The organism is Corynebacterium sp. HMSC069E04 (genome assembly GCF_001813175.1).
Taxonomy (GTDB): Bacteria; Actinomycetota; Actinomycetes; order Mycobacteriales; family Mycobacteriaceae; genus Corynebacterium; species Corynebacterium aurimucosum.
In genome coordinates this window covers 1-19,618 of record NZ_KV811655.1, presented here as the reverse complement: position 1 = coordinate 19,618, position 19,618 = coordinate 1, and the positions used below count along the sequence as shown (strand labels likewise).

At 61.5% G+C, this 19,618-nt stretch carries 17 protein-coding genes; 12 read left to right on the top strand and 5 right to left on the bottom strand.

Annotated elements, in window-relative coordinates:
• Positions 1-107: 107 nt before the first annotated feature.
• Together HMPREF2896_RS04180 and HMPREF2896_RS04175 are read left to right on the top strand one after the other, a co-directional pair.
• On the top strand, positions 108-1,685 hold the full coding sequence (locus tag HMPREF2896_RS04180; RefSeq protein ID WP_070717971.1) for a peptide ABC transporter substrate-binding protein: 1,578 nt from the start codon (positions 108-110) through the stop codon (positions 1,683-1,685).
• Positions 1,686-1,864: 179 nt separating this feature from the next.
• The gene (locus HMPREF2896_RS04175) at positions 1,865-2,263 is read left to right on the top strand and encodes an arsenate-mycothiol transferase ArsC (protein WP_070717969.1); all 399 of its coding nucleotides are present in this window, start codon (positions 1,865-1,867) and stop codon (positions 2,261-2,263) included.
• 91 nt (positions 2,264-2,354) lie between these two features.
• On the opposite strand, the gene glgB is transcribed toward HMPREF2896_RS04175, so the two are convergent.
• Both glgB and HMPREF2896_RS04165 read right to left on the bottom strand, forming a co-directional pair.
• The gene (glgB, locus tag HMPREF2896_RS04170) at positions 2,355-4,475 is read right to left on the bottom strand and encodes a 1,4-alpha-glucan branching protein GlgB (RefSeq protein ID WP_070717964.1); all 2,121 of its coding nucleotides are present in this window, start codon (positions 4,473-4,475) and stop codon (positions 2,355-2,357) included.
• A gap of 106 nt (positions 4,476-4,581) precedes the next feature.
• A complete protein-coding gene (locus tag HMPREF2896_RS04165; RefSeq protein ID WP_070718023.1) occupies positions 4,582-6,588 on the bottom strand; it encodes a maltotransferase domain-containing protein in 2,007 nt (668 codons plus the stop codon).
• A gap of 57 nt (positions 6,589-6,645) precedes the next feature.
• Here HMPREF2896_RS04165 and HMPREF2896_RS04160 point away from each other — a divergent pair, with 57 nt between their 5' ends.
• The 8 genes from HMPREF2896_RS04160 to HMPREF2896_RS04125 all read left to right on the top strand — a co-directional run bounded on the left by HMPREF2896_RS04160 (position 6,646) and on the right by HMPREF2896_RS04125 (position 15,056).
• Positions 6,646-7,494 (top strand): ABC transporter ATP-binding protein, encoded by an 849-nt coding sequence (locus HMPREF2896_RS04160; protein WP_070447698.1) that lies wholly within the window; start codon positions 6,646-6,648, stop codon positions 7,492-7,494.
• A 95-nt stretch (positions 7,495-7,589) separates the two neighbouring features.
• Positions 7,590-8,417 (top strand): NUDIX hydrolase, encoded by an 828-nt coding sequence (locus tag HMPREF2896_RS04155; protein ID WP_070447702.1) that lies wholly within the window; start codon positions 7,590-7,592, stop codon positions 8,415-8,417.
• A 41-nt stretch (positions 8,418-8,458) separates the two neighbouring features.
• Entirely contained in the window at positions 8,459-9,610 is a 1,152-nt protein-coding gene (locus HMPREF2896_RS04150) for a THUMP-like domain-containing protein (RefSeq protein WP_070447705.1), read from the top strand.
• A gap of 34 nt (positions 9,611-9,644) precedes the next feature.
• Complete coding sequence (locus tag HMPREF2896_RS04145; protein WP_070717960.1) at positions 9,645-10,445, top strand: electron transfer flavoprotein subunit beta/FixA family protein; 801 nt, start codon at positions 9,645-9,647, stop codon at positions 10,443-10,445.
• Between the two features lie 11 nt (positions 10,446-10,456).
• Entirely contained in the window at positions 10,457-11,416 is a 960-nt protein-coding gene (locus tag HMPREF2896_RS04140) for an electron transfer flavoprotein subunit alpha/FixB family protein (RefSeq protein ID WP_070717957.1), read from the top strand.
• The gene (locus HMPREF2896_RS04135; protein ID WP_070717956.1) at positions 11,416-12,570 is read left to right on the top strand and encodes a cysteine desulfurase family protein; all 1,155 of its coding nucleotides are present in this window, start codon (positions 11,416-11,418) and stop codon (positions 12,568-12,570) included. Before HMPREF2896_RS04140 ends, HMPREF2896_RS04135 begins: the two co-directional genes overlap by 1 nt.
• A gap of 403 nt (positions 12,571-12,973) precedes the next feature.
• Positions 12,974-13,519, top strand: coding sequence for a hypothetical protein (locus HMPREF2896_RS04130; RefSeq protein ID WP_070717953.1), 546 nt, complete (start codon positions 12,974-12,976; stop codon positions 13,517-13,519).
• A gap of 382 nt (positions 13,520-13,901) precedes the next feature.
• Positions 13,902-15,056, top strand: a complete 1,155-nt coding sequence (locus tag HMPREF2896_RS04125) for a glycoside hydrolase family 25 protein (protein WP_070717950.1) — start codon at positions 13,902-13,904, stop codon at positions 15,054-15,056.
• A 23-nt stretch (positions 15,057-15,079) separates the two neighbouring features.
• On the opposite strand, the gene HMPREF2896_RS04120 is transcribed toward HMPREF2896_RS04125, so the two are convergent.
• Positions 15,080-15,922, bottom strand: a complete 843-nt coding sequence (locus tag HMPREF2896_RS04120) for a spermidine synthase (RefSeq protein ID WP_070717947.1) — start codon at positions 15,920-15,922, stop codon at positions 15,080-15,082.
• Between the two features lie 104 nt (positions 15,923-16,026).
• On the opposite strand from HMPREF2896_RS04120, the gene mnmA reads away from it, so the two are divergent.
• Positions 16,027-17,112 (top strand): tRNA 2-thiouridine(34) synthase MnmA, encoded by a 1,086-nt coding sequence (mnmA, locus tag HMPREF2896_RS04115; protein ID WP_070447724.1) that lies wholly within the window; start codon positions 16,027-16,029, stop codon positions 17,110-17,112.
• A gap of 2 nt (positions 17,113-17,114) precedes the next feature.
• On the opposite strand, the gene HMPREF2896_RS04110 is transcribed toward mnmA, so the two are convergent.
• Entirely contained in the window at positions 17,115-17,483 is a 369-nt protein-coding gene (locus HMPREF2896_RS04110) for a PH domain-containing protein (RefSeq protein WP_046649328.1), read from the bottom strand.
• Between the two features lie 110 nt (positions 17,484-17,593).
• Between HMPREF2896_RS04110 and HMPREF2896_RS04105 the strand changes: the two genes are divergently transcribed.
• Positions 17,594-18,502 carry a uroporphyrinogen decarboxylase/cobalamine-independent methonine synthase family protein gene (locus HMPREF2896_RS04105; protein ID WP_070447726.1) on the top strand — a complete coding sequence of 303 codons (909 nt, stop codon included), beginning with the start codon at positions 17,594-17,596 and terminating at the stop codon, positions 18,500-18,502.
• 8 nt (positions 18,503-18,510) lie between these two features.
• On the opposite strand, the gene HMPREF2896_RS04100 is transcribed toward HMPREF2896_RS04105, so the two are convergent.
• A complete protein-coding gene (locus tag HMPREF2896_RS04100) occupies positions 18,511-19,461 on the bottom strand; it encodes an ATP-binding protein (protein WP_246823993.1) in 951 nt (316 codons plus the stop codon).
• Between the last annotated feature and the right edge of the window lie 157 nt (positions 19,462-19,618).

Here is a 19,618-nt window from a genome sequence, read left to right as displayed (position 1 = left end):
TCCTGAGGTTCTTTTTGCGTTCAAGCAATTATGTGAAGCACCTCATGTTAAATTCCTTCTAGTGTTATGTAACACAATAATTGGTTGACTCTTTCAGGAGGACTCTCATGCGCAAGCTCCTCGGCGTCGTCGGCGCCGCCTCTCTTGCTTTTACCCTCGCCGCCTGCGGAAGCGATAGCTCCGATAGCGCTGGTGGCTCCAACTATGTTCGCGTTCTCGGCACTGAGCCGCAGCAGGGGCTCATCCCCGCGATGACGAATGAGAACGGCGGCGGACGCATCGTCGACATGCTGTATTCCGGGTTGGTGTACTACGACGCCGAGGGCAACGTGCACAACGAGATGGCGGAGTCCATCGACAAGGAAGAGGAGAAGACCTACAAGGTCACGCTCAAGCCGGACCTGAAGTTCTCCGATGGTTCTGCCGTAACTGCAGATACCTTTGTCGATACGTGGAACTACGCGGTGGCCAATGAGCAGCTCAACGAGAGCTTTTTCTCCTCCATCAAGGGATACGGGGAAGGCGTCAAGGAGATGGAGGGCCTCAAAGTTATTGATGAGCGCACCTTCACCATCGAACTCACCCAACCGGAAAGCGACTTTCCGAGCCGCTTAGGCTACAACGCTTACTTCCCGGTTCCTGCAGCCGCACTTGAGGACCCGAAGTCTTTCGGCGAGACCCCGGTATCGAATGGCCCGTACAAGATCAAAGAATGGAACCACAACCAGAACCTGATCATCGAGCCCAACCCGGAATACAAGGGCGACCGTGCTGCACAAAACGACGGCATTGAGTTCGCCTTCTACGCTGACTCCAACGCCGCGTACATGGACCTGTTGGCGAATAACCTCGATGTCCTCGAAGCCATTCCGTCCTCTGCCTTCGGAAGCTATGAGCAGGACCTGGCCGGTCGCCAGGAAACCAAGCCGGCTGCTACTTACCTGGAGATGTCCATCCACATGGAGACCCCGCACTTTAGTGGGGAAGAAGGCGCGCTGCGCCGCAAAGCAATCTCGATGGCCATCAACCGTGAGGAAATCGCGGAGACCATCTTCCACGGCACCCGCACACCGGCCCGCGAGTTCACGTCACCAGTGCTCAATGGCTACAACGACAGCCTGCCCGGATCGGAGAACTTGGATTACAACCCGGAGGAGGCGAAGAAGCTGTGGGCGGAGGCCGAGAAGAAGTACGGTGCTTTTGAAGGCTCGTTCCCCATTAACTACAACACCGATGGCGACAACAAAGATTGGGCCGATGCCGTAGCCAACAACATCAGCAATACTCTCGGAATCCAGGCCGTGGGCAACCCTTATCCGGACTTCAAGTCCTTCCGTGACGCTTACCGCACCGAGCGAATGGACGGTGCCTACCGCACGGCGTGGTTTGCCGACTACCCCTCCATGGGCAACTTCCTGGGGCCAAACTTCACCACGGGCGTGGCCTCCAATGACTCGAAGTACTCCAACCCGGAGTTTGATGAGCTCATCGTCAAGGCCAACGGCGCCGCGAATGAGGAGGAAGCCGCGAAGCTCTACAACCAGGCGCAAGAGCTTCTGCTGCGTGACCTTCCTTCGATCCCGCTGTTCTACCCGAACGTGGTCGGCGGCTGGTCCGAGAACGTCCAGGACGTGACCTTCAACTGGAAGTCCCTGCCGGTGTACTACGCGGTGAAGAAGAACTAGTCGTTTCCATCGTTGAGTTACTGCGGGAGATTGCGCACCTGCTATAACAAAACTGCCCGAGTTGCCAAAGATCCCCGCTGAGATCGAAGGCCCAGCCCCTATTTTTGGCAGATCGGGCAGTTGCAATCTCGCTGTGGGCACACCGCTGATGCTCCGCAACTGGACTACAGTACGGAGGTATGACCTCCGTACTTTTTCTTTGCAATACCAACCGCGGTAAGTCCCAGATGGCGGCTGCCTTAGCCAGGAAGCATGCGCCCGACTGGGAGATTCACTCCGCAGGAGTAAAGACCACTGAACAGCATCGTGAGCAGGGCGTTAATGCTGAGGCGCAGGCCTCCCTTGCAAAGGTCGGCGCCGACATGGCAGGTACGCCGACGTTGATTGACCGCGACCTTGCGTCTTCAGTGGACCACGTCATCGTCGTCGGTGATGCCGACTATGACGGAGTGGCTGAGCGTTGGGAGATTGAGGACCCGTCCGTGCGCGGCCTAGAAGGCGCGGAGCGAATGGATGCGCTGCGCGATGACATTGATGCTCGCGTACGAGCTTTCCTTGATGGTCACGCGCAGGACTGAAAACTAAAACTGCCCGAGTTGCCAAAACTAGGGGCTGGAATTCGATCTCAGCGGTGATTTTTGGCAGATCGGGCAGTTGTGCTTTGAGAAACTAGCCGCGGAAGGTATACCACTGCACCGAGTTGGCAGGCAGGTGCAGCTGGACGTGGTTGCCTTCGGAGCGCACGCGCTGGGCAAGGTCGTTTCCAGCGCCTTGGTAGACGGCGTCGTCGGTGTTGATGACCAGTTCCCACTCGCCATCGCGTGGCACCCAGAGGTCGTAGTTGGGCACCGAACTGCCGGAGAAGTTGCACACCGCCAGCAGTGCGGAGCCATCCTTTCCGTAGCGCACGTAGCCGAGCATGTTGTTGTTCGAGTCATCAGCCTTGACCCACTGGAAACCGTCTTGGGTAAAGTCCTGTGTCCAGAGTGCCGGGTGCTGCTTGTACACCGCGTTGAGGTCGCGCACCAGGCGCTTAATGCCGTGGTGCCACTCGTTGCCCCAGCTCTCCAAGTTGGACCAGTCCACGGAGTGGCCTTCGGCCCATTCGGTGGTCTGGCCAAACTCCTGGCCCATGAACATCAGCTGCTTGCCCGGGTGGGAGAACATGTAGCCATACAGCGCACGCAGGCCCGCGGCCTTGTTCCAGTCATCGCCCGGCATGCGCTCCCACAGGGAGCCCTTGCCATGGACTACTTCGTCGTGGCTAAACGGCAACACATAGCGCTCCGAGTAGGCGTAGACCATGGAGAAGGTGAGCTCACCGTGGTGGTACCGGCGGTGAATCGGCTCGTGCTTGAAGTACTCCAGGGTGTCGTTCATCCAGCCCATGTTCCACTTCAGGCTAAAGCCCAGGCCGCCCTCATGCGTCGGGGCGGTCACGCCTGGCCAGGAGGTGGATTCTTCGGCGATGGTCAGCACGCCCGGGTGGGTGCGGTTCAGGGTGGCGTTGGTCTCCTGAAGGAACTGGACGGCCTCGAGGTTCTCGCGGCCGCCGTAGATATTGGGCAGCCACTCTTCGCGGGAGTAGTCGAGGTAGAGCATGGATGCCACGGCGTCGACACGCAGGCCGTCGATGTGGAACTCCTCGGCCCAGTAGAGAGCATTGGCCACGAGGAAGTTGCGCACCTCGTTGCGACCGAAGTCGAAGACATAAGTTCCCCAGTCGGCCTGCTCGCCGCGGCGCGGATCCGGGTGCTCGTAGAGTGCCTGGCCATCAAACCGGCCCAGCGCCCACTCATCCTTGGGGAAGTGTGCGGGAACCCAGTCGACGAAGACGCCGATGCCTGCCTTGTGCAGATCGTTGATGAGGGCGCGCAGCTCGTCCGGTGTGCCCCAGCGCGCGGTAGGCGCGTAGTAGCCGGAGACCTGGTAGCCCCAGGAGCCGCCGAAGGGGTGCTCGGCCACGGGCAGCAGCTCCACGTGGGTAAAGCCGTGCTCCAGAAGGTAGGGGATCAGCTCTTCACGCAAGGTGTTGTAATCGGCGCCCACCTTCCAGGAACCCACGTGGAGCTCATAGACGCTCATCGGGACGTCGAGGTCCGCGTTCCGCTTGCTCATCCACTCCTCATCGCTCCACTCGAAGCTGGAGCGAGCCACCACGGAGGCGGTCTCCGGCGGGGCGATGGTGCGCTTGGCCAGGGGATCGGCTTTATCAATGCGTGGGGAGTTCTTGCCATGGACCGCGAACTTATAGCGCTCGCCTTCGCCCACTCCAGGGATGAAGACCTCCCAAATGCCCGTGGAACCGAGGCAACGCATGGGGTATTGGGTTGGGTTCCAGCCGCAGAAGTCACCGACCACGGCCACGCCTTCGGCGTTAGGCGCCCACACGGCAAACGCCGTGCCCTCGACCGTGCCCAAGTCGGTGGTGTAGCTCTTGAGGTTGGCACCGAGCACTTCCCACAGGCGCTCGTGGCGGCCCTCACCGATGAGGTGTTGATCCAGGGTGCCCAGGGTGGGCAGGAAGTGATAGCCGTCCGCTACTTCGGTAGCGGGCTGGCCCGGGTAGGTGATGCGCAGGCGGTAGTCTGCTTCTTCGGCGAGCGGGGCCTCCCAGATATCATCCCCAACCGCGCGCATAGCAATCGTGTCGGTTGCGGTGACGAGCTCGACGGCTTCGGCACCGGGGCGGCGAGTGCGGACGGTACCGTCGTGCCACCCATAGAAATCATGGGGCGCGTGGTGGCGGCAGTGGTTAAGGCGTTCGAGGTCTGAGGCCGGGATGTTCATACTGACCAAATTACCGAACAACGCCCGCCCGCGGGGCAGAAAAGAAACTCCGCGCTACCCGGAAAGGGGGACGGAATCAGCGCGGGGTGGTGAGGGTTTTAAAAGCCTAGGGGCGGTAGTCGTTCACACGGCGCCACGCTATGCGTTCCTGCAGGTCATGGTGGGCCGGCGGGAGGACGAAGATGTGGGCGACGTCACGCAGCGGCTCCAGACGCACGAAGTTACGGTCGGACCACTCGTAGGCAGCTCCACTGATGGTGTCCTGCACCGTGAAGTGATCGCCCGGGTGGCGGCCCACGGCGGCAAGATCCAGGAAGACTGTGGCCTCCTGTGCATTGCGCGGATCCAGGTTGACCACCACGAGCACCACGTTGCCGGTGGTGGGATCAGCCTTGGAGTAGGCAATGATGGCCTCGTTATCAGTGTTGTGGAAGCGCAGCGTGCGCAGCTGCTGGAGGGCCGGGTTCTCGCGGCGGATGACGTTGAGCAGGCGGATATAGGACTCCAGGGAGTCACCAGACTTAACGGCGGCCCGGAAGTCGCGCGGGCGCAGCTCGTATTTCTCCGAATCGAGGTATTCCTCGCTGCCCGGCTTGACTGCTTGATGCTCGTAGAGTTCGAAGCCGGAGTACACGCCCCACAGCGGGGAGAGCGTGGCAGCCAAAGTGGCGCGGATGGCGAACATGGCGCGCCCGCCGGTCTGCAGAGATTCGTGGAGGATATCCGGGGTATTGACAAAGAGGTTGGGGCGGCAGATATCGGCCTGCTCCACGTGCATTTGCGCGAACTCGGTGAGCTCGTGCTTGGAGGTCTGCCACGTGAAGTAGGTATAAGACTGCGTGAAGCCAGCCTTGGCCAATCCGAACAGGCGCGGGGCGCGGGTGAAGGCCTCGGAGAGGAAGATGACTTCTGGGTGGGTCACGTGCACCTTGGAAATCAGCCAATTCCAGAAATTGGCGGGCTTGGTGTGCGGGTTGTCCACGCGGAAGGTGGGGACACCGGCCTCCACCCAGATCATGACGATGCGGTAGATCTCCGCGTAGATGGCATCCGGGTCGTTATCGAAGTTGAGCGGGTAGATGTCCTGGTACTTCTTCGGCGGGTTCTCGGCGTAGGCAATGGTGCCATCGGCCAACACCGTGAAAAACTCTGGGTTGGTCTTGGCCCACGGGTGATCCGGGGAGGCCTGTAGGGCTAGGTCCAGTGCTACCTCCAGGCCCAAGTCGGTGGCCTTCTTGACCAGCTGCTTGAAGTCCTCCATGGTGCCCAGTTCCGGGTGCGTGGTGGAGTGGTCCTGAATGGCCCAGGGTGAACCCACATCACCGGGTTCAGCCACCACGGAGTTGTTGCGGCCCTTGCGGTGGACCTTGCCAATGGGGTGGATGGGCGGGAAGTAGACGGTATCGAAACCCATGGCGGCCACGCGCTCCAGTGCCTGCTCCGTGGTCTTAAACGTGCCGTGCACGGGGTTTCCCTCGTCATCCCAGCCGCCGGTGGAACGCGGGAAGAGCTCGTACCACGAGTTGTAGAGAGCTTCAGGACGCTCTACCAGGACCTCGTGGATGTCACCTTCCACCAGTAGGTGGCGCAGCGGGTGGTGGTGGAGGACGTCTGCGACCTGGTCAGACAGGGCGGTTCGCACGCGCTTATCGACGTCCACCGACTCATCCTTCAGCTCCTTCGCCGCCTGAAAGAGCAGCTCCGCCTTGTCACTCGGGCATTGGATTGCCGCTTCCTCGAAGAGCTCGGCACCGTGTAGAAGGTCGTTGCTGAGTTCTTGGGTGGATTGACCGGCCTCCATCTTCTTGACCACTGCGTTGCGCCAGGTGGACATCGGATCCGACCAGGCATCGATGCGGAAGAACCAACGCCCAGTGGTGGCTGGGCTAAATACGCCGTGGACTCGGTCTGGATTCTCCGGGTCCACTGTCATAGTAACGGCGGAGGTAGATGGGGATTCGGTGTTCCATACCGAGAGCGTTGCGGCGACGGCATCGTGGCCCTCGCGCCACACCAGCGCAGTGACAGGGATAACCTCTCCGACCACAGCCTTCGAGGCGGCATTACCGGAGAGGGAGGGGCGGACATCGTCGATACCAAGGCGTTGAGTCATGCCCATAGAATAATGCAGCTGTGTCAGTTTCACCGGGGAAGAAGGATTTCAGCCACAATGGTGGCTGTGAACACTCCAGAGCAATTGAGCCAGCAAGACCCTGAACTGATGGAAACCGACGAAGATTGGTTGATTGACTTCCGCGGCGTCGAGCTCCGGCGCGGCGGCCGCACGCTCGTGGGGCCCATCGACTGGCAGGTGGAGCTCGATGAACGCTGGGTCATCATCGGCCCCAACGGCGCGGGCAAGACCTCCTTGGTTCGAATGGCTGCCGCCGAAGAGTTCCCGTCCGCTGGTGTGGCTTTCCTCATGGGTGAGCGCTTGGGCAAGACGGATATGCGCGATCTGCGCGCCGCCATCGGTATTTCCTCCGCCGCCGTCCAACACCGCATCCCGGATAGAGAACGCGTGGATGATCTCGTTGTGTCTGCCGGTTATGCGGTCCTCGGCCGCTGGCGTGAGGACTACCAAGACATGGACTTCTCCCGTGCCGATGACATCTTGGAACAAGTGGGTGCAGCGCACCTGGCAGAGCGGACCTGGGGCACGCTTTCTGAAGGCGAGAAGAAGCGCGTCATCCTCGCCCGCGCGCTGATGGCCAACCCGGAGCTGCTCATCCTGGATGAGCCTTCCGCCGGTATGGACTTGGGTGGCCGTGAGGACCTCGTGGGCTACTTGGGGGACCTAGCACTCGATGCGGATGCCCCGGCAATTGTCATGATTACCCACCACGTCGAGGAAATCCCTTATGGATTTACCCATGCGATGCTCCTAGATGAGGGTAAGGTCGTGGCCAAAGGACTCATTAACTCTGTCCTGACGTCGGAAAACCTCTCCAAGGCTTTCCACCAACCCATCCAGGTGGACCGCATTGGGGAGAGGTACTTCGCCCGACGAGTCCGCTAACCCCTAGCACATAACCCCTAGTACATAACCTCAGTACGCCTTCTCGACGTATACCTCTCGAATTCTGCTCCTAGCTTGCAGACACGGAAAGTTGCATGAGCCAGTCCATCCACGACAGCCTTGACGCCATCGACCCTGGCGAAACCACGGGCTTTAACGGGGCACGCCTGGCCGCTACTGTCCTCTTGTTGCGCGATACCGCGGAGGGCTTGCGCGTGTGGATCCAAGAACGCGTGCACACCATGCGTAATTACCCCGGCCACGTTGTCTTTCCCGGCGGCGGTGTAGACCCGCGTGACTTCCCACCGCGTTCTTGGGACTCCGGCGAACTATGGGCGGGCAGCTCGGTGGTCTCCATGGCACGGCGCATGGGCGTAACCAAGTACAAGGCACACGCCCTTGTCTTCGCGGCCGCCCGGGAGCTTTTCGAGGAGGCCGGCACGCTGCTGGCCATCCGCGAGGACGGCTTGGTTTCCGACGCCTCTCGCTACCACCGTGAGCGCGAGCTGTTAGAAACCCACGAGATTTCCTTCACCGAGTTCCTTGAGCACAACGGCATGCGTGTCGACGCCGACATGCTACTGCCTTGGTCCCGCTGGGCTGGGGAAGACAACAACCACTGGTTCGACACCTTCTTCTTCATCGGTGTACTACCCGAAGGCCAAGAACCCGATGGAGATACAGGCGAAGCCGACGACGCCGGCTGGTTCGACCCACAACTGGTCCTCGATGGCTGGCGCGCCGGGTTGGTGCGCCTAGCTATCCCGACGTGGGCGCAGCTCAAGCGTTTGACCTCCTACGCCACGGTCAAAGAGGTCTTAGATGATGCCTCCTTCTCCGACCTGCGTCCGATTATCGGCGACCCGCGCGATGATGAGCGCTACCGTGAATACTTCACCACTTTCCCTGTCGACCGCATTTAAGTCGGCCTCGCCCGGCATCAACCGATACAGAAGAAACCTGCATGAGCTACACCCTGGACGAAGTTGCCTTCCTACGCGAGAACGCCGCTACGATCGATGCCGCCGCAGCAGACCTGGAAGGGACCAAGAAGGCGCACCTGCGGGACGTCGCCAAGCTGCAGGCCCAATTCGGTAATTATGGCCGCGCCGTAGCCGAGCTGATCCAAGCCCGCAGTTCCGGCAAGCTACCGGGGCAGTGGCTTATGGATCACGACTCCGCCCAACAGGCCACCCCACCCGCAGTGGCGGCTTATCGCGCGCAGTTCCTTCAGGAACGCAACGTGGACTTCGTCCACGACCTCACCTGCTCCATCGGCACCGAAGGCCAGGCCTATCGCCCCGGCGCTTATGTGGGCAGTGACCTAGACGCCTCACGCGTGGCCATGGCGCACCACAACATTGAGCACCCAGTTTTTCGCGCCGATGCTCTAACCACCACGACGACCGCCCAGGTCTGCATCGCCGACCCTGCGCGGCGACAGGGTGGCAATCGCATCACGCGCCTAGACCAACTCCTACCACCGCCAGCAGATCTGCTGGCCACCCACGGCGAGATGGCCATCAAGTGCGCCCCCGGCATTGATCATTCCGAATGGGAAGGCCTGGCTTGCGTGGTGAGCCTCGATGGCGGGGTGAAGGAAGCCTGCCTGTATACCCCGGGCCTGGGAATGGGGAAGAGGGCAGTGGTCCTCAACACCACGCCCGAAGGAATACACACTGACGTCATCGAGGATGACCTCGACGAAAACGAGCTGCCTGAGGCTGGGCCCATGGGGCGCTTCCTCATCGACCCCGACGGCGCCATCGTGCGCGCCGGGCTGGTGCGCCACTACGCCGCGCGGGAAGGCTTGCATCAGCTGGACCCGCGCATTGCCTACCTCACCGGCGACCGCCTTCCGCAAGGCATGTCCGGATTTGAATTCATCGAGATGGTCCCCATGAAGAAGCTAAAAGCGGCCATGGCGGCCCACGACGTCGGCTCGCTGGAAATCCTGGTACGCGGGCAAGACGTGAACCCGGACCAGCTGCGTAAGAAGCTCAAGCTCAAAGGCTCCACTGCCAAGACACTCGTGGTCACGCGCATTGGAACGAAGGGAGTCGCGGTGTTGTGCGGACCGCGAGTAGTATCGACCGAAGGTAATTACGCACCCTAATAGTTTCAAAATTTACGGAAGGGGAAGTGCCCACATGCCAGTCATTGTGGCTCTGGTCAAGCACGTACCGGATACGTGGTCAACCAAGACCCTCGAGGCGGACCACACGTTGGACCGTACCTCGGTGGATAACGTCATCGATGAGGTCAACGAGTACTCCGTCGAGCAGGCACTGCGCTTGCGCGACGATAACGCCGACGCCGGCTATGAGGTCGTGGCGCTTACGATGGGCCCGGCCGCTGCCGATGAGGCTCTGCGCAAGGCGCTGGCCATGGGCGCGGACCACGCCGTGCACGTGACGGACGACGCCCTGGCCGGCGCCGACGCCCTGGCTACCGCCTGGGTTCTCAACGCCGCCATCAACAAGGTGGCTGAGAAGTTCGGCGAGGTCCAGGTCATCACCCTGGGCAACAACTCCTCGGATGCCTCTACTGGGCTTATCGCCGGCTTGCTAGCGGAGTACCGCCAGCTGACCGCGCTCACGGAGCTCAAGGCCGCCTCCCTGGCTGGTGCTACCGCCACCGGTACCCGCGAAGATGCCCACGGCCACTGGGAGCTATCCGCCAACCTGCCAGCCATCCTGTCCTTCACTGACAAGGCCGATAAGCCGCGCTTCCCGAACTTCAAGGGGCTAATGGCCGCCAAGAAGGCTGAGGTCACCACCCTCGCCGTGGCGGACCTGGGCATTGATGGCGTGCCGTCCACCACCACTGTGACCGCCTCCGCGCAGCGCCCGGCCCGCACCGCCGGTGAGGTCATCGTTGAAACTGATCCGACCGTGGCTGCCGCCAAGGTCGCGGACTTCCTGGCCGCCAAGAATCTCATCGAGGGTTAAGGAGAAAAGATATGTCTCACGTTTATGTCCTAGTTGAGCACGAAGCAGGCCAGCTCAGCCCCGTTACCGGCGAGCTCATCACCGCCGCCCGCGCGCTCGGCACCGTCTCCGCCGTCGTCGTGGCCAAGGATGCCGCCACCGCCGCCTCCTTCGACGCAGAGTTAGGCAACTTCGGTGCCGCTCAGGTGGTCCAAGCCACGGCTGCGGACTATGAGCAGCGCATCGTCACCCCGGAGGTTGACGCCCTTCATGCCTTGGCCGCCAATAACCCGGCGCCCATCGTGCTGGCCTCCACCCCGACTAACAATGAGATCGCCGGCCGCCTTGCTGCGCGCTTGGGCTCGGGTGCCTTGGTCAACGTCGACGGCATTAATGCCGATGGCTCCGCTCACCACACTATCTTCGGCGGTTCCTACGAGACTTCCTCTACGGCCACCGGTTCTGTGGTCTACACCCTGCGGCCGGGCTCCGTGGCCACTGAGCCGCAGCCGGTCACCGCAGCACCCGCGCCCTTCGAGCTGCCTGCCGCCACCGCGAAGGATGTCACCGTCACCTCCTTCACCCCGGCGGAGAAGACCGCTCGTCCGGAGCTGACCTCCGCCAAGGTCGTCGTGGCCGGCGGCCGCGGCGTGGGCGATAAGTTCGCCGACGTGGTGGAGCCGCTTGCCGACGCCCTCGGTGCCGCCGTCGGTGCCACCCGCGACGCTGTGGACGAGGGCTTCTACGATCCGGCCCACCAGATTGGCCAGACCGGTGCGACCGTCTCCCCGAAGCTCTACATCGGTCTCGGCATTTCCGGTGCCATCCAGCACACCTCCGGCATGCAGACCTCGGAGACCATCGTCGTGGTCAACCAGGACCAGGACGAGCCCTTCTTCCAGATCGCTGACCTCGGCGTGGTGGGTGACCTCCACGAGATCGCCCCGGCACTCGCCGCGGAGCTGACCAAGCGCAAGGAGGCTGGCAACTAATGCCGCTCTACCTCGATTACGCAGCCACCCAGCCCATGCGCCAGTGCGCTATCGACGCATGGACGCAGGCAGCCAGTTCCCTCAACCCGGGCGCGTCCTATGCCTCCGGGCGCAAGGCACGCTCCGTGCTGGATGACGCCCGCGAGACCGTTGCCGAGCTGCTCGGCTGCGAACCTATCGAGGTCATCTTCACCTCCTCCGGCACGGAGGCGGACAACATCGCCATTCAGGGCCTCTTCCGTGCAGCACAGAACGCAGCGCGCAGCGGGAGCGCAGCAGATGAACCGTCGAAACGCATCGTTTCGACCCCCATCGAGCACCCTGCCGTGCTCGAAACCGTAGAGAAGCTCCACGCTGAGCACGGCGCCACTGTGGAGCTTCTCCCGGTTGATTCCACCGGCCACGTCAGCGTTTTAAGCGCCCTGGATACCCCGGCCGCGGTGGCCACCTGCATGTGGGCCAACAACGAGACTGGCGCCATCCAGCCGGTCGACGACATTATCCAGCGCGCCGCCGCGCAGAACACCCCAGTGCACATCGATGCCGTACAGGTCGCCGGCAAGCTGCCCATCAACTTCCATGAGCTGGGTGCCACCACATTGGCGGCCAGCGCCCACAAGTTCGGCGGGCCCCGCGGCATTGGCCTGCTGCTCGCACGCCGCACCCCGGCACCCCAACCCATCGCCTTCGGCGGCGGCCAAGAACGCGGCATTCGTCCCGGTACCGTGGACGTGGCCAGCGCCAGCGCACTCGCCGCAGCTCTGTGTGAATCCGTCGCGGAAATGGAGCAGGAGGATACCCGCCTGACTGCACTTCGCGACAAGCTCAAGGCCGGCATCGAGTCGAGCATCGACAACGTCATCATCAACTCCGCCGAGCCCACCTTGGCCTCTCACCTCCACGTGTCTTTCCCAGGCACGGACGGCGACAGCCTCATCATGCTTCTTGACGCCGCCGGCATCGAAGCCTCCGCCGGCTCCGCCTGCCACGCTGGTGTCAACCGCATGTCCCACGTGTTAGAAGCCATGGGCATCGACGAGAAACACGGCCGCGGCAGCCTGCGCTTCAGCCTGGGGCGCCTCACCACCGACGAGGACATTGACGCCGTGTTGGCAGAGCTTCCTGAAATCATCCGCCGAGCACGCTCGGTCTAGGACACAACAGGTCTGGGCCTAGGAAAAAACGATCACCAACCACGAAGCGAACAGGCACATTTCGCAATCTTCGACGTTGTGCCACGGAGTGAATAGGCCGTCAGGTTTCTTCCTCCTCGTCGATGGTTAATCCGGTACGAAAGCGTTGTCCGACGTCGCTACCGACCGCGATCTCTTGCGGAGGAATCCGGTGGACTCGTGGCCGTCGCCCTACAGCTTGGAGGGCATGGTCGCGGCGGGGCGTCGATAAGCATGCCTAAGTTGTACCCGACGCTCGGGCGACGTACTCCGATTCGACGCTGGTTGAAAACTACCTGTTGTGCTTTCACGCAACCCGTCTTATTCTGGGCGCAACGATTGGTTCAGACTCGCGGAGCCTAGTCAGCAATTACTGGAGATACTGATGACTTCCTCAATAACGTTGACCTCGTATGAAGGTGCTCAGTTCGCTTCACCATTTGGCGAAGGTACCGTTCGTTTCGGTGACAGTGCCGAGCAGGTGGTAGCGGTCCTTGGGGAACCGGAGAATCACCCGAGTGAAAGCCCCTTGTACTACTCCCAAGCAAATATTCAGGTTCACATCGGTGACAACGGTGTCGAGTTCATTGAGTTCGCAACCAACCCTGAAAAAGACGGTGTCACGGTGGAATGGGAAGGCCATAACCTTTCCCACATGAACGCGATCGAGTGCGCCGAGCTGTTGAAGAGGCTCAACGACGGGGCTCGGCTTGACGATGATCAAGCTCCAGAGTCTTATGCTTTCGAGAAACTGGGGCTTAGCGTATGGCAACCGTACGCGCTTGCCGATGCTCTCGAGGAACTCGAGGAAGAGCGAGCTGGGGGCGCCGAGGGTGACGAACTCGAGTACTTTGAAGAAGAAGCCAAGATGGCAGAGTGCTTTGACGCGATCGGCCTGGGTTCTCGCGACTACATGAACCAGTACTTCTAGGCTCGCCTTTCTCCAGATCCGCGCCCCGCTTCGTGGAGACGAGCGAGAGCGTAAGAAATTATTGCCTCACCCGACATCGAACATATGGTTCCAGTGCGGGAACCCGATCTTGCGCTCGAGCACCTCTTGTCACGCGTCAAGCGAAATGAGCGACCACACGTCGTCGGGGGTGAGCTCGAAAGAGTAGCGGTGGGGGCGTCGCCAAGCACTGCTCAAGTACTAGCAGTTGTAGCACGCGACAACGCAAGCCAGTGGCCCCTGCCTGGGAAGTGGGTGTGGTGGTGTCGGTGAGGGCACGTTGCGTAAGAAATGTGACAAACGAGTTGAATGTTGCGCGTGTTGCATCTGTGACTGATGTTGTTGAAACGGTAGTGTGGCGCGCATGAGCCATGCACGTCGCCTTGTTACCGCCGCCGTTACCGCAGTAGCGGCCGTGGCACTGTCCGTATCCACCGCCGTTGCTATCCCGTCCACCGCACCTTCTGGTGTGGATGTCTCCGGCAATAACCACATGTCCCTGCGTGGGATCGATTGGGACGCCGTGAAGTCCGACGGCCAGTCCTATGCCTTTGTCAAAGCCACCGAGGGCGTTGGGTTTGTTAACAACCACTTCGTACGCGATGCCAATGCTGCTGCAGCGGCTGGCTTGAAGGTCGGCGCTTACCACTACGCGCGCCCGGCTGGCGATGCCAAGCAGCAGGCAGCCAGCTTTGCCTCCCAAATCGCGCTGGTGCCGACGCAGACCCTGCCGCCGGTGCTCGACATCGAGGTTGATGAGGGCCTGAGTGCTGCGCAGCTTGAGGAGTGGATTGACACCTTCATGAAGGAGGTGAAGTCCCTGACCGGGCGCACGCCGATGCTGTACACCTACAAGTACTTCTGGATGGGCCAGATGGGCAACACCACTCGCTTCAGCGAGTACCCGCTGTGGCTGGCTGCCTACCAGGACACCGCACCGGATCCCGTCGGTGGCTGGGACAAGCTGGCCTTCTGGCAGCGCTCGGGTTCTGGTCGCGTGGCCGGTATTGAGACCGATGTCGACATGAACCTCTTCAACGGAACTGAAGCCCAGCTGCACTCTTTCTCCGGAGGCAACTACATTGACTTCGGTGGCATCTTGAATGACCTGGTTATCCCAGGCGTGGACCTTGGTGATGACGCCGGCGTGCTGATTGCCGGAATCCTGGCCCTAGCGGCGGGCGCGGTAGCCGTTCCTGCCGTAGCGGATGCTGCGAAGGATGCGGGCTTGGACGTGGATCCGACCGGGCTTATCAAGCAGGCGGAGAAGCTGCTCAACACTGGCGCTATTAGCACCGACGACCTCAAGGACATGTCCAATAACGACGCCAGCATCGGTGACTTGGCCATCTTCTTGGATAACGCACAGCACCTGCAGGACTTTGATGCCAACAACGTCAGCGAGCAGGACGTGGAGAATGTCAGCCGTGCCGCGCGCAGTGCTGGTCACGCCGCGGGTGTGGAGATCCCGGCATTTGATTCCAAGCAGGTGGCGGACCTGCTCAAGAGCCTCCGCTAAGTCTCTTTAGGGCTTGAGTGTCCTTAACTCTCCGCGTCGTCTAGGGCGTCGTGGCGTGGGCTCACGCCGGTAAAGAAGCGGCGGGTCCAAGACTCGTCGCGGAAGTGTGCGGGCACCGCACCGGAGAGTAACGGTTTAGCAAGGGCGGCGGCTTCGGGGGAGCCGTCGACTGGCAGCTCGGTGTCTGAGCCGATGAGGATGATGTTGCCGTAGCGCCGGCCTTTAAGCATGGGAGGATCGGCGATAACCGCGACGTGTGCGAAGACTTCTGCCATCCCTGCCAGCTCCGCCTTTGCGCCCTGGAGATCGGAGTGGTCACCGCAGTTGGCCACGTAGAGGCCACCGGGGCATAGCGTTGCATGGGTGTGTTGGAAAAATTCAACGGTGGTCAGTGGCTTCGGCGTCGTATCACCGGCGAAGACGTCTCGGATGATGACGTCGAAGCGGTTCGGCGGGAAGCCCTCAGTGACTGCGCGTGCCTCGCCGGCACGGATTTTCACGCGGGGTGCTGCCGGGATATCGGCCAGCTCACGGACGAGCTCGGTAAGCTTCGCGTCGAGTTCGACCACAGTGTTGTGGGAATCCGGCCACAGGTCAGCGAAGTAGCGTGGTAGCGAGCAACCACCGCCGCCTAGGTGGAGTAGGCGTTTGCCGGGTGCGAGATTCTCTACCGCGGCGGCGATCCAGCGCATGTACTCGAATTCCAGGGTGCGTGGCTCATCGGGGATGAGGTGTGAGGAGGGCACGCCGTTGACGTTGAGGATGAATGCGCCGTCGCGGAAAGGATCCGGCTCGATGACGAGCTCGCCAGTGGATATCTCATAGGTTCCCGCGATGGAGTTGGTGGTGTTGCGCTTTCTGCCCATAGTGCCTCTTAGCTTAGGGAATAGGCTGCGTGGTTCGCGTGTTGGGGTATGAGGTACACCGCGACTAGCCTTGGTGGACAACAAAGCAACGAGAAGGGGAGAGCATGCGAGTATTGGTAGCCATGTCCGGCGGCGTCGATTCCTCGGTGGCTGCAGCACGCGCAGTGGAAGCAGGCCATGACGTCATTGGCGTGCACTTGGCCCTGCACAAGGATGCGCAACAGACCCGTGAGAAGGCACGCGGATGCTGCTCCCTAGAGGATTCCGCCGACGCCCGCCGCATCTGCGATAAACTCGGCATTCCCTTCTATGTATGGGACTTCTCCGAGGAGTTCAAGGAAGCCGTCATCGGGGATTTCGTGGACTCCTATGCCCGCGGTGAGACCCCGAATCCGTGCTTGCGCTGTAATGAGAAGATCAAGTTCGCAGCCTTGCTGCGCAAGGGCATGGCGCTGGGCTTCGATGCAGTCGCCACAGGTCACTACGCCACCATCGACTCTGATGGCTACATGCGCCGCTCCCTGGATGAGAACAAGGACCAGTCCTATGTGCTGGGTGTCATCACCAAGGAGGAGCTGGACCACTGTTTCTTCCCGATTGGCGATACCCCGAAGCCGCAGATCCGCGAGGAGGCCAAGCGCCATGGATTCTCCACGGCGTCCAAGCCTGATTCTTATGACATTTGTTTCATCCCGGACGGCAATACCCAGGCCTTCCTGGGCCGTTCCATCGGGCTGCGTCCGGGAATGATCGTGGATACCGAGGGCAATGAGCTCAAGGAACACGATGGCGCGTGGAACTACACCATCGGCCAGCGCAAGGGCCTAGACATCAAGACGCCGACTGCCGACGGCTCCCCGCGCTACGTCACCGATATCGACGCGGCCACCGGTACCGTCACCGTGGGATCGCGCGCCGACTTGGCCGTGACCCGCATTGAGGCCGATCGCCTAAAGTATCTGCACCCGGCGATGGACGGTGATTTCGACTGCGAGGTACAGGTACGTGCCCACGGCTCCGTCGTTGCCTGCCGCGCCCACGTGGACCGCGAGGCTGACCGCATGACGCTCGAGCTTAACGAGCCACTCTCCGGTGTAGCCCGCGGCCAGGCCGCGGTGCTCTACTTGCCGAGCCCGGATGAGCTGGGTGATATTGTGCTCGGCTCTGGCACGATTTGCGGGACTGAGTAGCTTTAGCGAAGCACGCAGTCAGCGATGAGTCGGTCGAGTGCCCGAATATCGACTTTGGGTCCGATGTTGATTTTGAAGTGGCCAGCCCGTGTCCAGAGCTCCAGTTCAGCATTTACGTCTAGGAGCTTTCCGGCATTCTCCGTCGACCACATGTTAATGGAGGAATAAGGGAGCGAATAGATTTCGACTTTCTTTCCAGTGAGACCTTGAGAATCTCGGATAATTAATCGGTGGCTAGTGAAGACCGCTGCGTCTCGGACAGTTTTGAAGGCGCAGATGGGCTTTTCGTTGGCAGCGAGAATTGACGGAATGTCACTCGGAATCTCGCAAGGAGAATAGAAGGTCCAGCCAGAAAACTGTTCAAGTGCCACGGGAGTATCCTTTACTATCTGCGACTTAGTGGTTTGTGAATTGCATTATAGATGCCGCAGCACTGTCTTTGATTCGGTATTAAAAGAAAAAGAATTCGGAAGGAGATGAGATGACGGGATTCGCTCTTGGCCCCATGCCCGGCACGTCCATGGCGGAGGCCGCGGACATCATCATGGGGGAGACCGAACTTCCTGCCATCCCGCAGCTGCCCGAGCGTGGGCTGGGGTCGGATGCGGTGGGCCGCACGGCCAGCATGCTGGAGGCTATCTCCATCGACCGCGGCCCGCGCTCGTGGCGCATGACGGCGCGCCCGCAGCTGCTGACCCGCCGCACGTGGGACCGCTTGGAGCGTGACCTCGACGAGGTCCAAGAGGTATGGGGCGAGAGCGTGCCGCACGTCAAGGTGCAAGCACTTGGCCCCTGGTCGCTTGCGGCGAGTATCGAGCTTTCCGATGGCCACCGCGTCCTCACAGACCGCAGCGCCTTTAACGAGCTTGCCGACGCCCTCCGCCACGGCCTTCACGCCCACGCTCAGGACGTCGCTAGTCGCTTCCACGGGGAGGTCGTCGTCCAGCTCGACGAGCCCCTGCTTGCCGATATCATCGCCGGCCGCGTCCCCGGCACCACAGATTTCGATACCATCCCGGCGGTCCCGGATGAGGTCGCGCTCGATCTCCTGCAGTCCTTCGACGCAGATTACCTGCACGCCCCGCCGCTGTGGTCGATAGCACCTGCTGCCAAAACTTTGCTCACGACTTTCCGCGGCCTAGACACCCCGCGTCACCTCGACGGCCTGGGTGAGCACTTGAGTGCGGGTCACTGCATCGGTCTGGGCATCGAAGGCTCCGATGCCCGCGCGGAGGCCATCACGCTGGCCCGTCACCTTGACCGCATCGGCATGCCACGCGAGCTGCTCATCGATCATTTCGACGTCTACCCAGTCAAGGCCTCCGCTCGTTCACTGCGCTCGGTAACCGAGACCGCCGGCATCCTCACCCGCGATGCTGGTGACCTTTAGCTCACCCTCTAATCAACCCGCCCCAGGCTATCCGTCGCGGTGAAATAAGACTCCATATACGGGATGACGAACTGGAGTTGGCCATGGGCGGTGGGTTCGATGAGGTCGGCGTCGATAAGCCGCTGGCGCGTGGCCGACAGTGAGCGCACCGTCCGGTCCTGGTGCGCGGCGATGTTCTTGATTTCTGCCGTACCGTCCTCCATGACCGCGCTCATCGCTTCGAGGAAGAGACGCTGCGCCGGCGGAAGCTTCAGGGTAGCGGGCTGGTGGACCTGGGCGCCCAGCACTGAGATAGCCTCGGCCGACACTGCTGCGACGTCACTCACCTCGATACTGCTTCCACCATCACGCTGCGCCTTCCCCCAAGCCAGTGAGCCCACCAGCTGCACCATGTAGGGGTAGCCGCGCGACAGCCTCACCGCTGCCGCAACCGCATCATCGGTGAACTCGAGCCCGGACTGTGAGGCGGTTTCGGTGAAGGCCACCTCGGCGTTTGCGGGGGAGAGCGGGCCCAGAACGAACTTCTGCGCGCGGCGCAGGAAGGTTACACCAGGCAGGTCTAGCAGGCGGTTGACTCCCTGTGGAAGTCCTGCGGCGACAATGGCGACGTCGAGCTCATCGCGCACTAGGTCTTGATATGTCACGGCGAGGGAGGTGAGATCCTCCGCGTCGGCGTCCTGTACCTCGTCGATGGTCAGCAGCACGCCAGTGCCTTTGAGCATGCCTAAAAGCTCGCGCAGGCGAGTGTTCAACGTGGGTTTGTAGGCTTCCTCAGTGTTGTGCTGGATGCCAATGGTTGCCACACCACCAATGCCGACGCGGTTGACCTTGTGCTTGTCCGCCGGGGCCAGCTTGTCCATGATGCGCGGGATGGTGGTGTCAACGAGCTCGTCAACCATGGAGCTGCGTCCCGAGGCTCGCAGGGTAATCCACCCGCGGCTCGAGGCGATATCTTCTATCTCGTTGAGCAGGACCGTCTTGCCGATACCGCGGGCGCCGCTAATGATAGCGAGCGGCCCGGGCTACCCGGCTGGGAGTCAAGCGCAGCTCGGAAGGTATCGAGGACTGCTGTGCGGCCGACCCAGAACTGGGGTTGCCCGCAAATCGTGGACACGT

Excerpts from the sequence above, each read along its gene's own strand:
- HMPREF2896_RS04105 (WP_070447726.1), top strand. The coding sequence starts at position 17,594 with ATGACGGGATTCGCTCTTGGCCCCATGCCCGGCACGTCCATGGCGGAG.
- HMPREF2896_RS04160 (WP_070447698.1), top strand. The coding sequence starts at position 6,646 with ATGGTGGCTGTGAACACTCCAGAGCAATTGAGCCAGCAAGACCCTGAA.
- HMPREF2896_RS04135 (WP_070717956.1), top strand. The coding sequence starts at position 11,416 with ATGCCGCTCTACCTCGATTACGCAGCCACCCAGCCCATGCGCCAGTGC.
- glgB (WP_070717964.1), bottom strand. The coding sequence starts at position 4,475 with ATGAACATCCCGGCCTCAGACCTCGAACGCCTTAACCACTGCCGCCAC.
- HMPREF2896_RS04140 (WP_070717957.1), top strand. The coding sequence starts at position 10,457 with ATGTCTCACGTTTATGTCCTAGTTGAGCACGAAGCAGGCCAGCTCAGC.
- HMPREF2896_RS04130 (WP_070717953.1), top strand. The coding sequence starts at position 12,974 with ATGACTTCCTCAATAACGTTGACCTCGTATGAAGGTGCTCAGTTCGCT.
- HMPREF2896_RS04125 (WP_070717950.1), top strand. The coding sequence starts at position 13,902 with ATGAGCCATGCACGTCGCCTTGTTACCGCCGCCGTTACCGCAGTAGCG.
- HMPREF2896_RS04150 (WP_070447705.1), top strand. The coding sequence starts at position 8,459 with ATGAGCTACACCCTGGACGAAGTTGCCTTCCTACGCGAGAACGCCGCT.
- HMPREF2896_RS04165 (WP_070718023.1), bottom strand. The coding sequence starts at position 6,588 with ATGACTCAACGCCTTGGTATCGACGATGTCCGCCCCTCCCTCTCCGGT.
- HMPREF2896_RS04155 (WP_070447702.1), top strand. The coding sequence starts at position 7,590 with ATGAGCCAGTCCATCCACGACAGCCTTGACGCCATCGACCCTGGCGAA.
- mnmA (WP_070447724.1), top strand. The coding sequence starts at position 16,027 with ATGCGAGTATTGGTAGCCATGTCCGGCGGCGTCGATTCCTCGGTGGCT.
- HMPREF2896_RS04175 (WP_070717969.1), top strand. The coding sequence starts at position 1,865 with ATGACCTCCGTACTTTTTCTTTGCAATACCAACCGCGGTAAGTCCCAG.
- HMPREF2896_RS04120 (WP_070717947.1), bottom strand. The coding sequence starts at position 15,922 with ATGGGCAGAAAGCGCAACACCACCAACTCCATCGCGGGAACCTATGAG.
- HMPREF2896_RS04180 (WP_070717971.1), top strand. The coding sequence starts at position 108 with ATGCGCAAGCTCCTCGGCGTCGTCGGCGCCGCCTCTCTTGCTTTTACC.
- HMPREF2896_RS04145 (WP_070717960.1), top strand. The coding sequence starts at position 9,645 with ATGCCAGTCATTGTGGCTCTGGTCAAGCACGTACCGGATACGTGGTCA.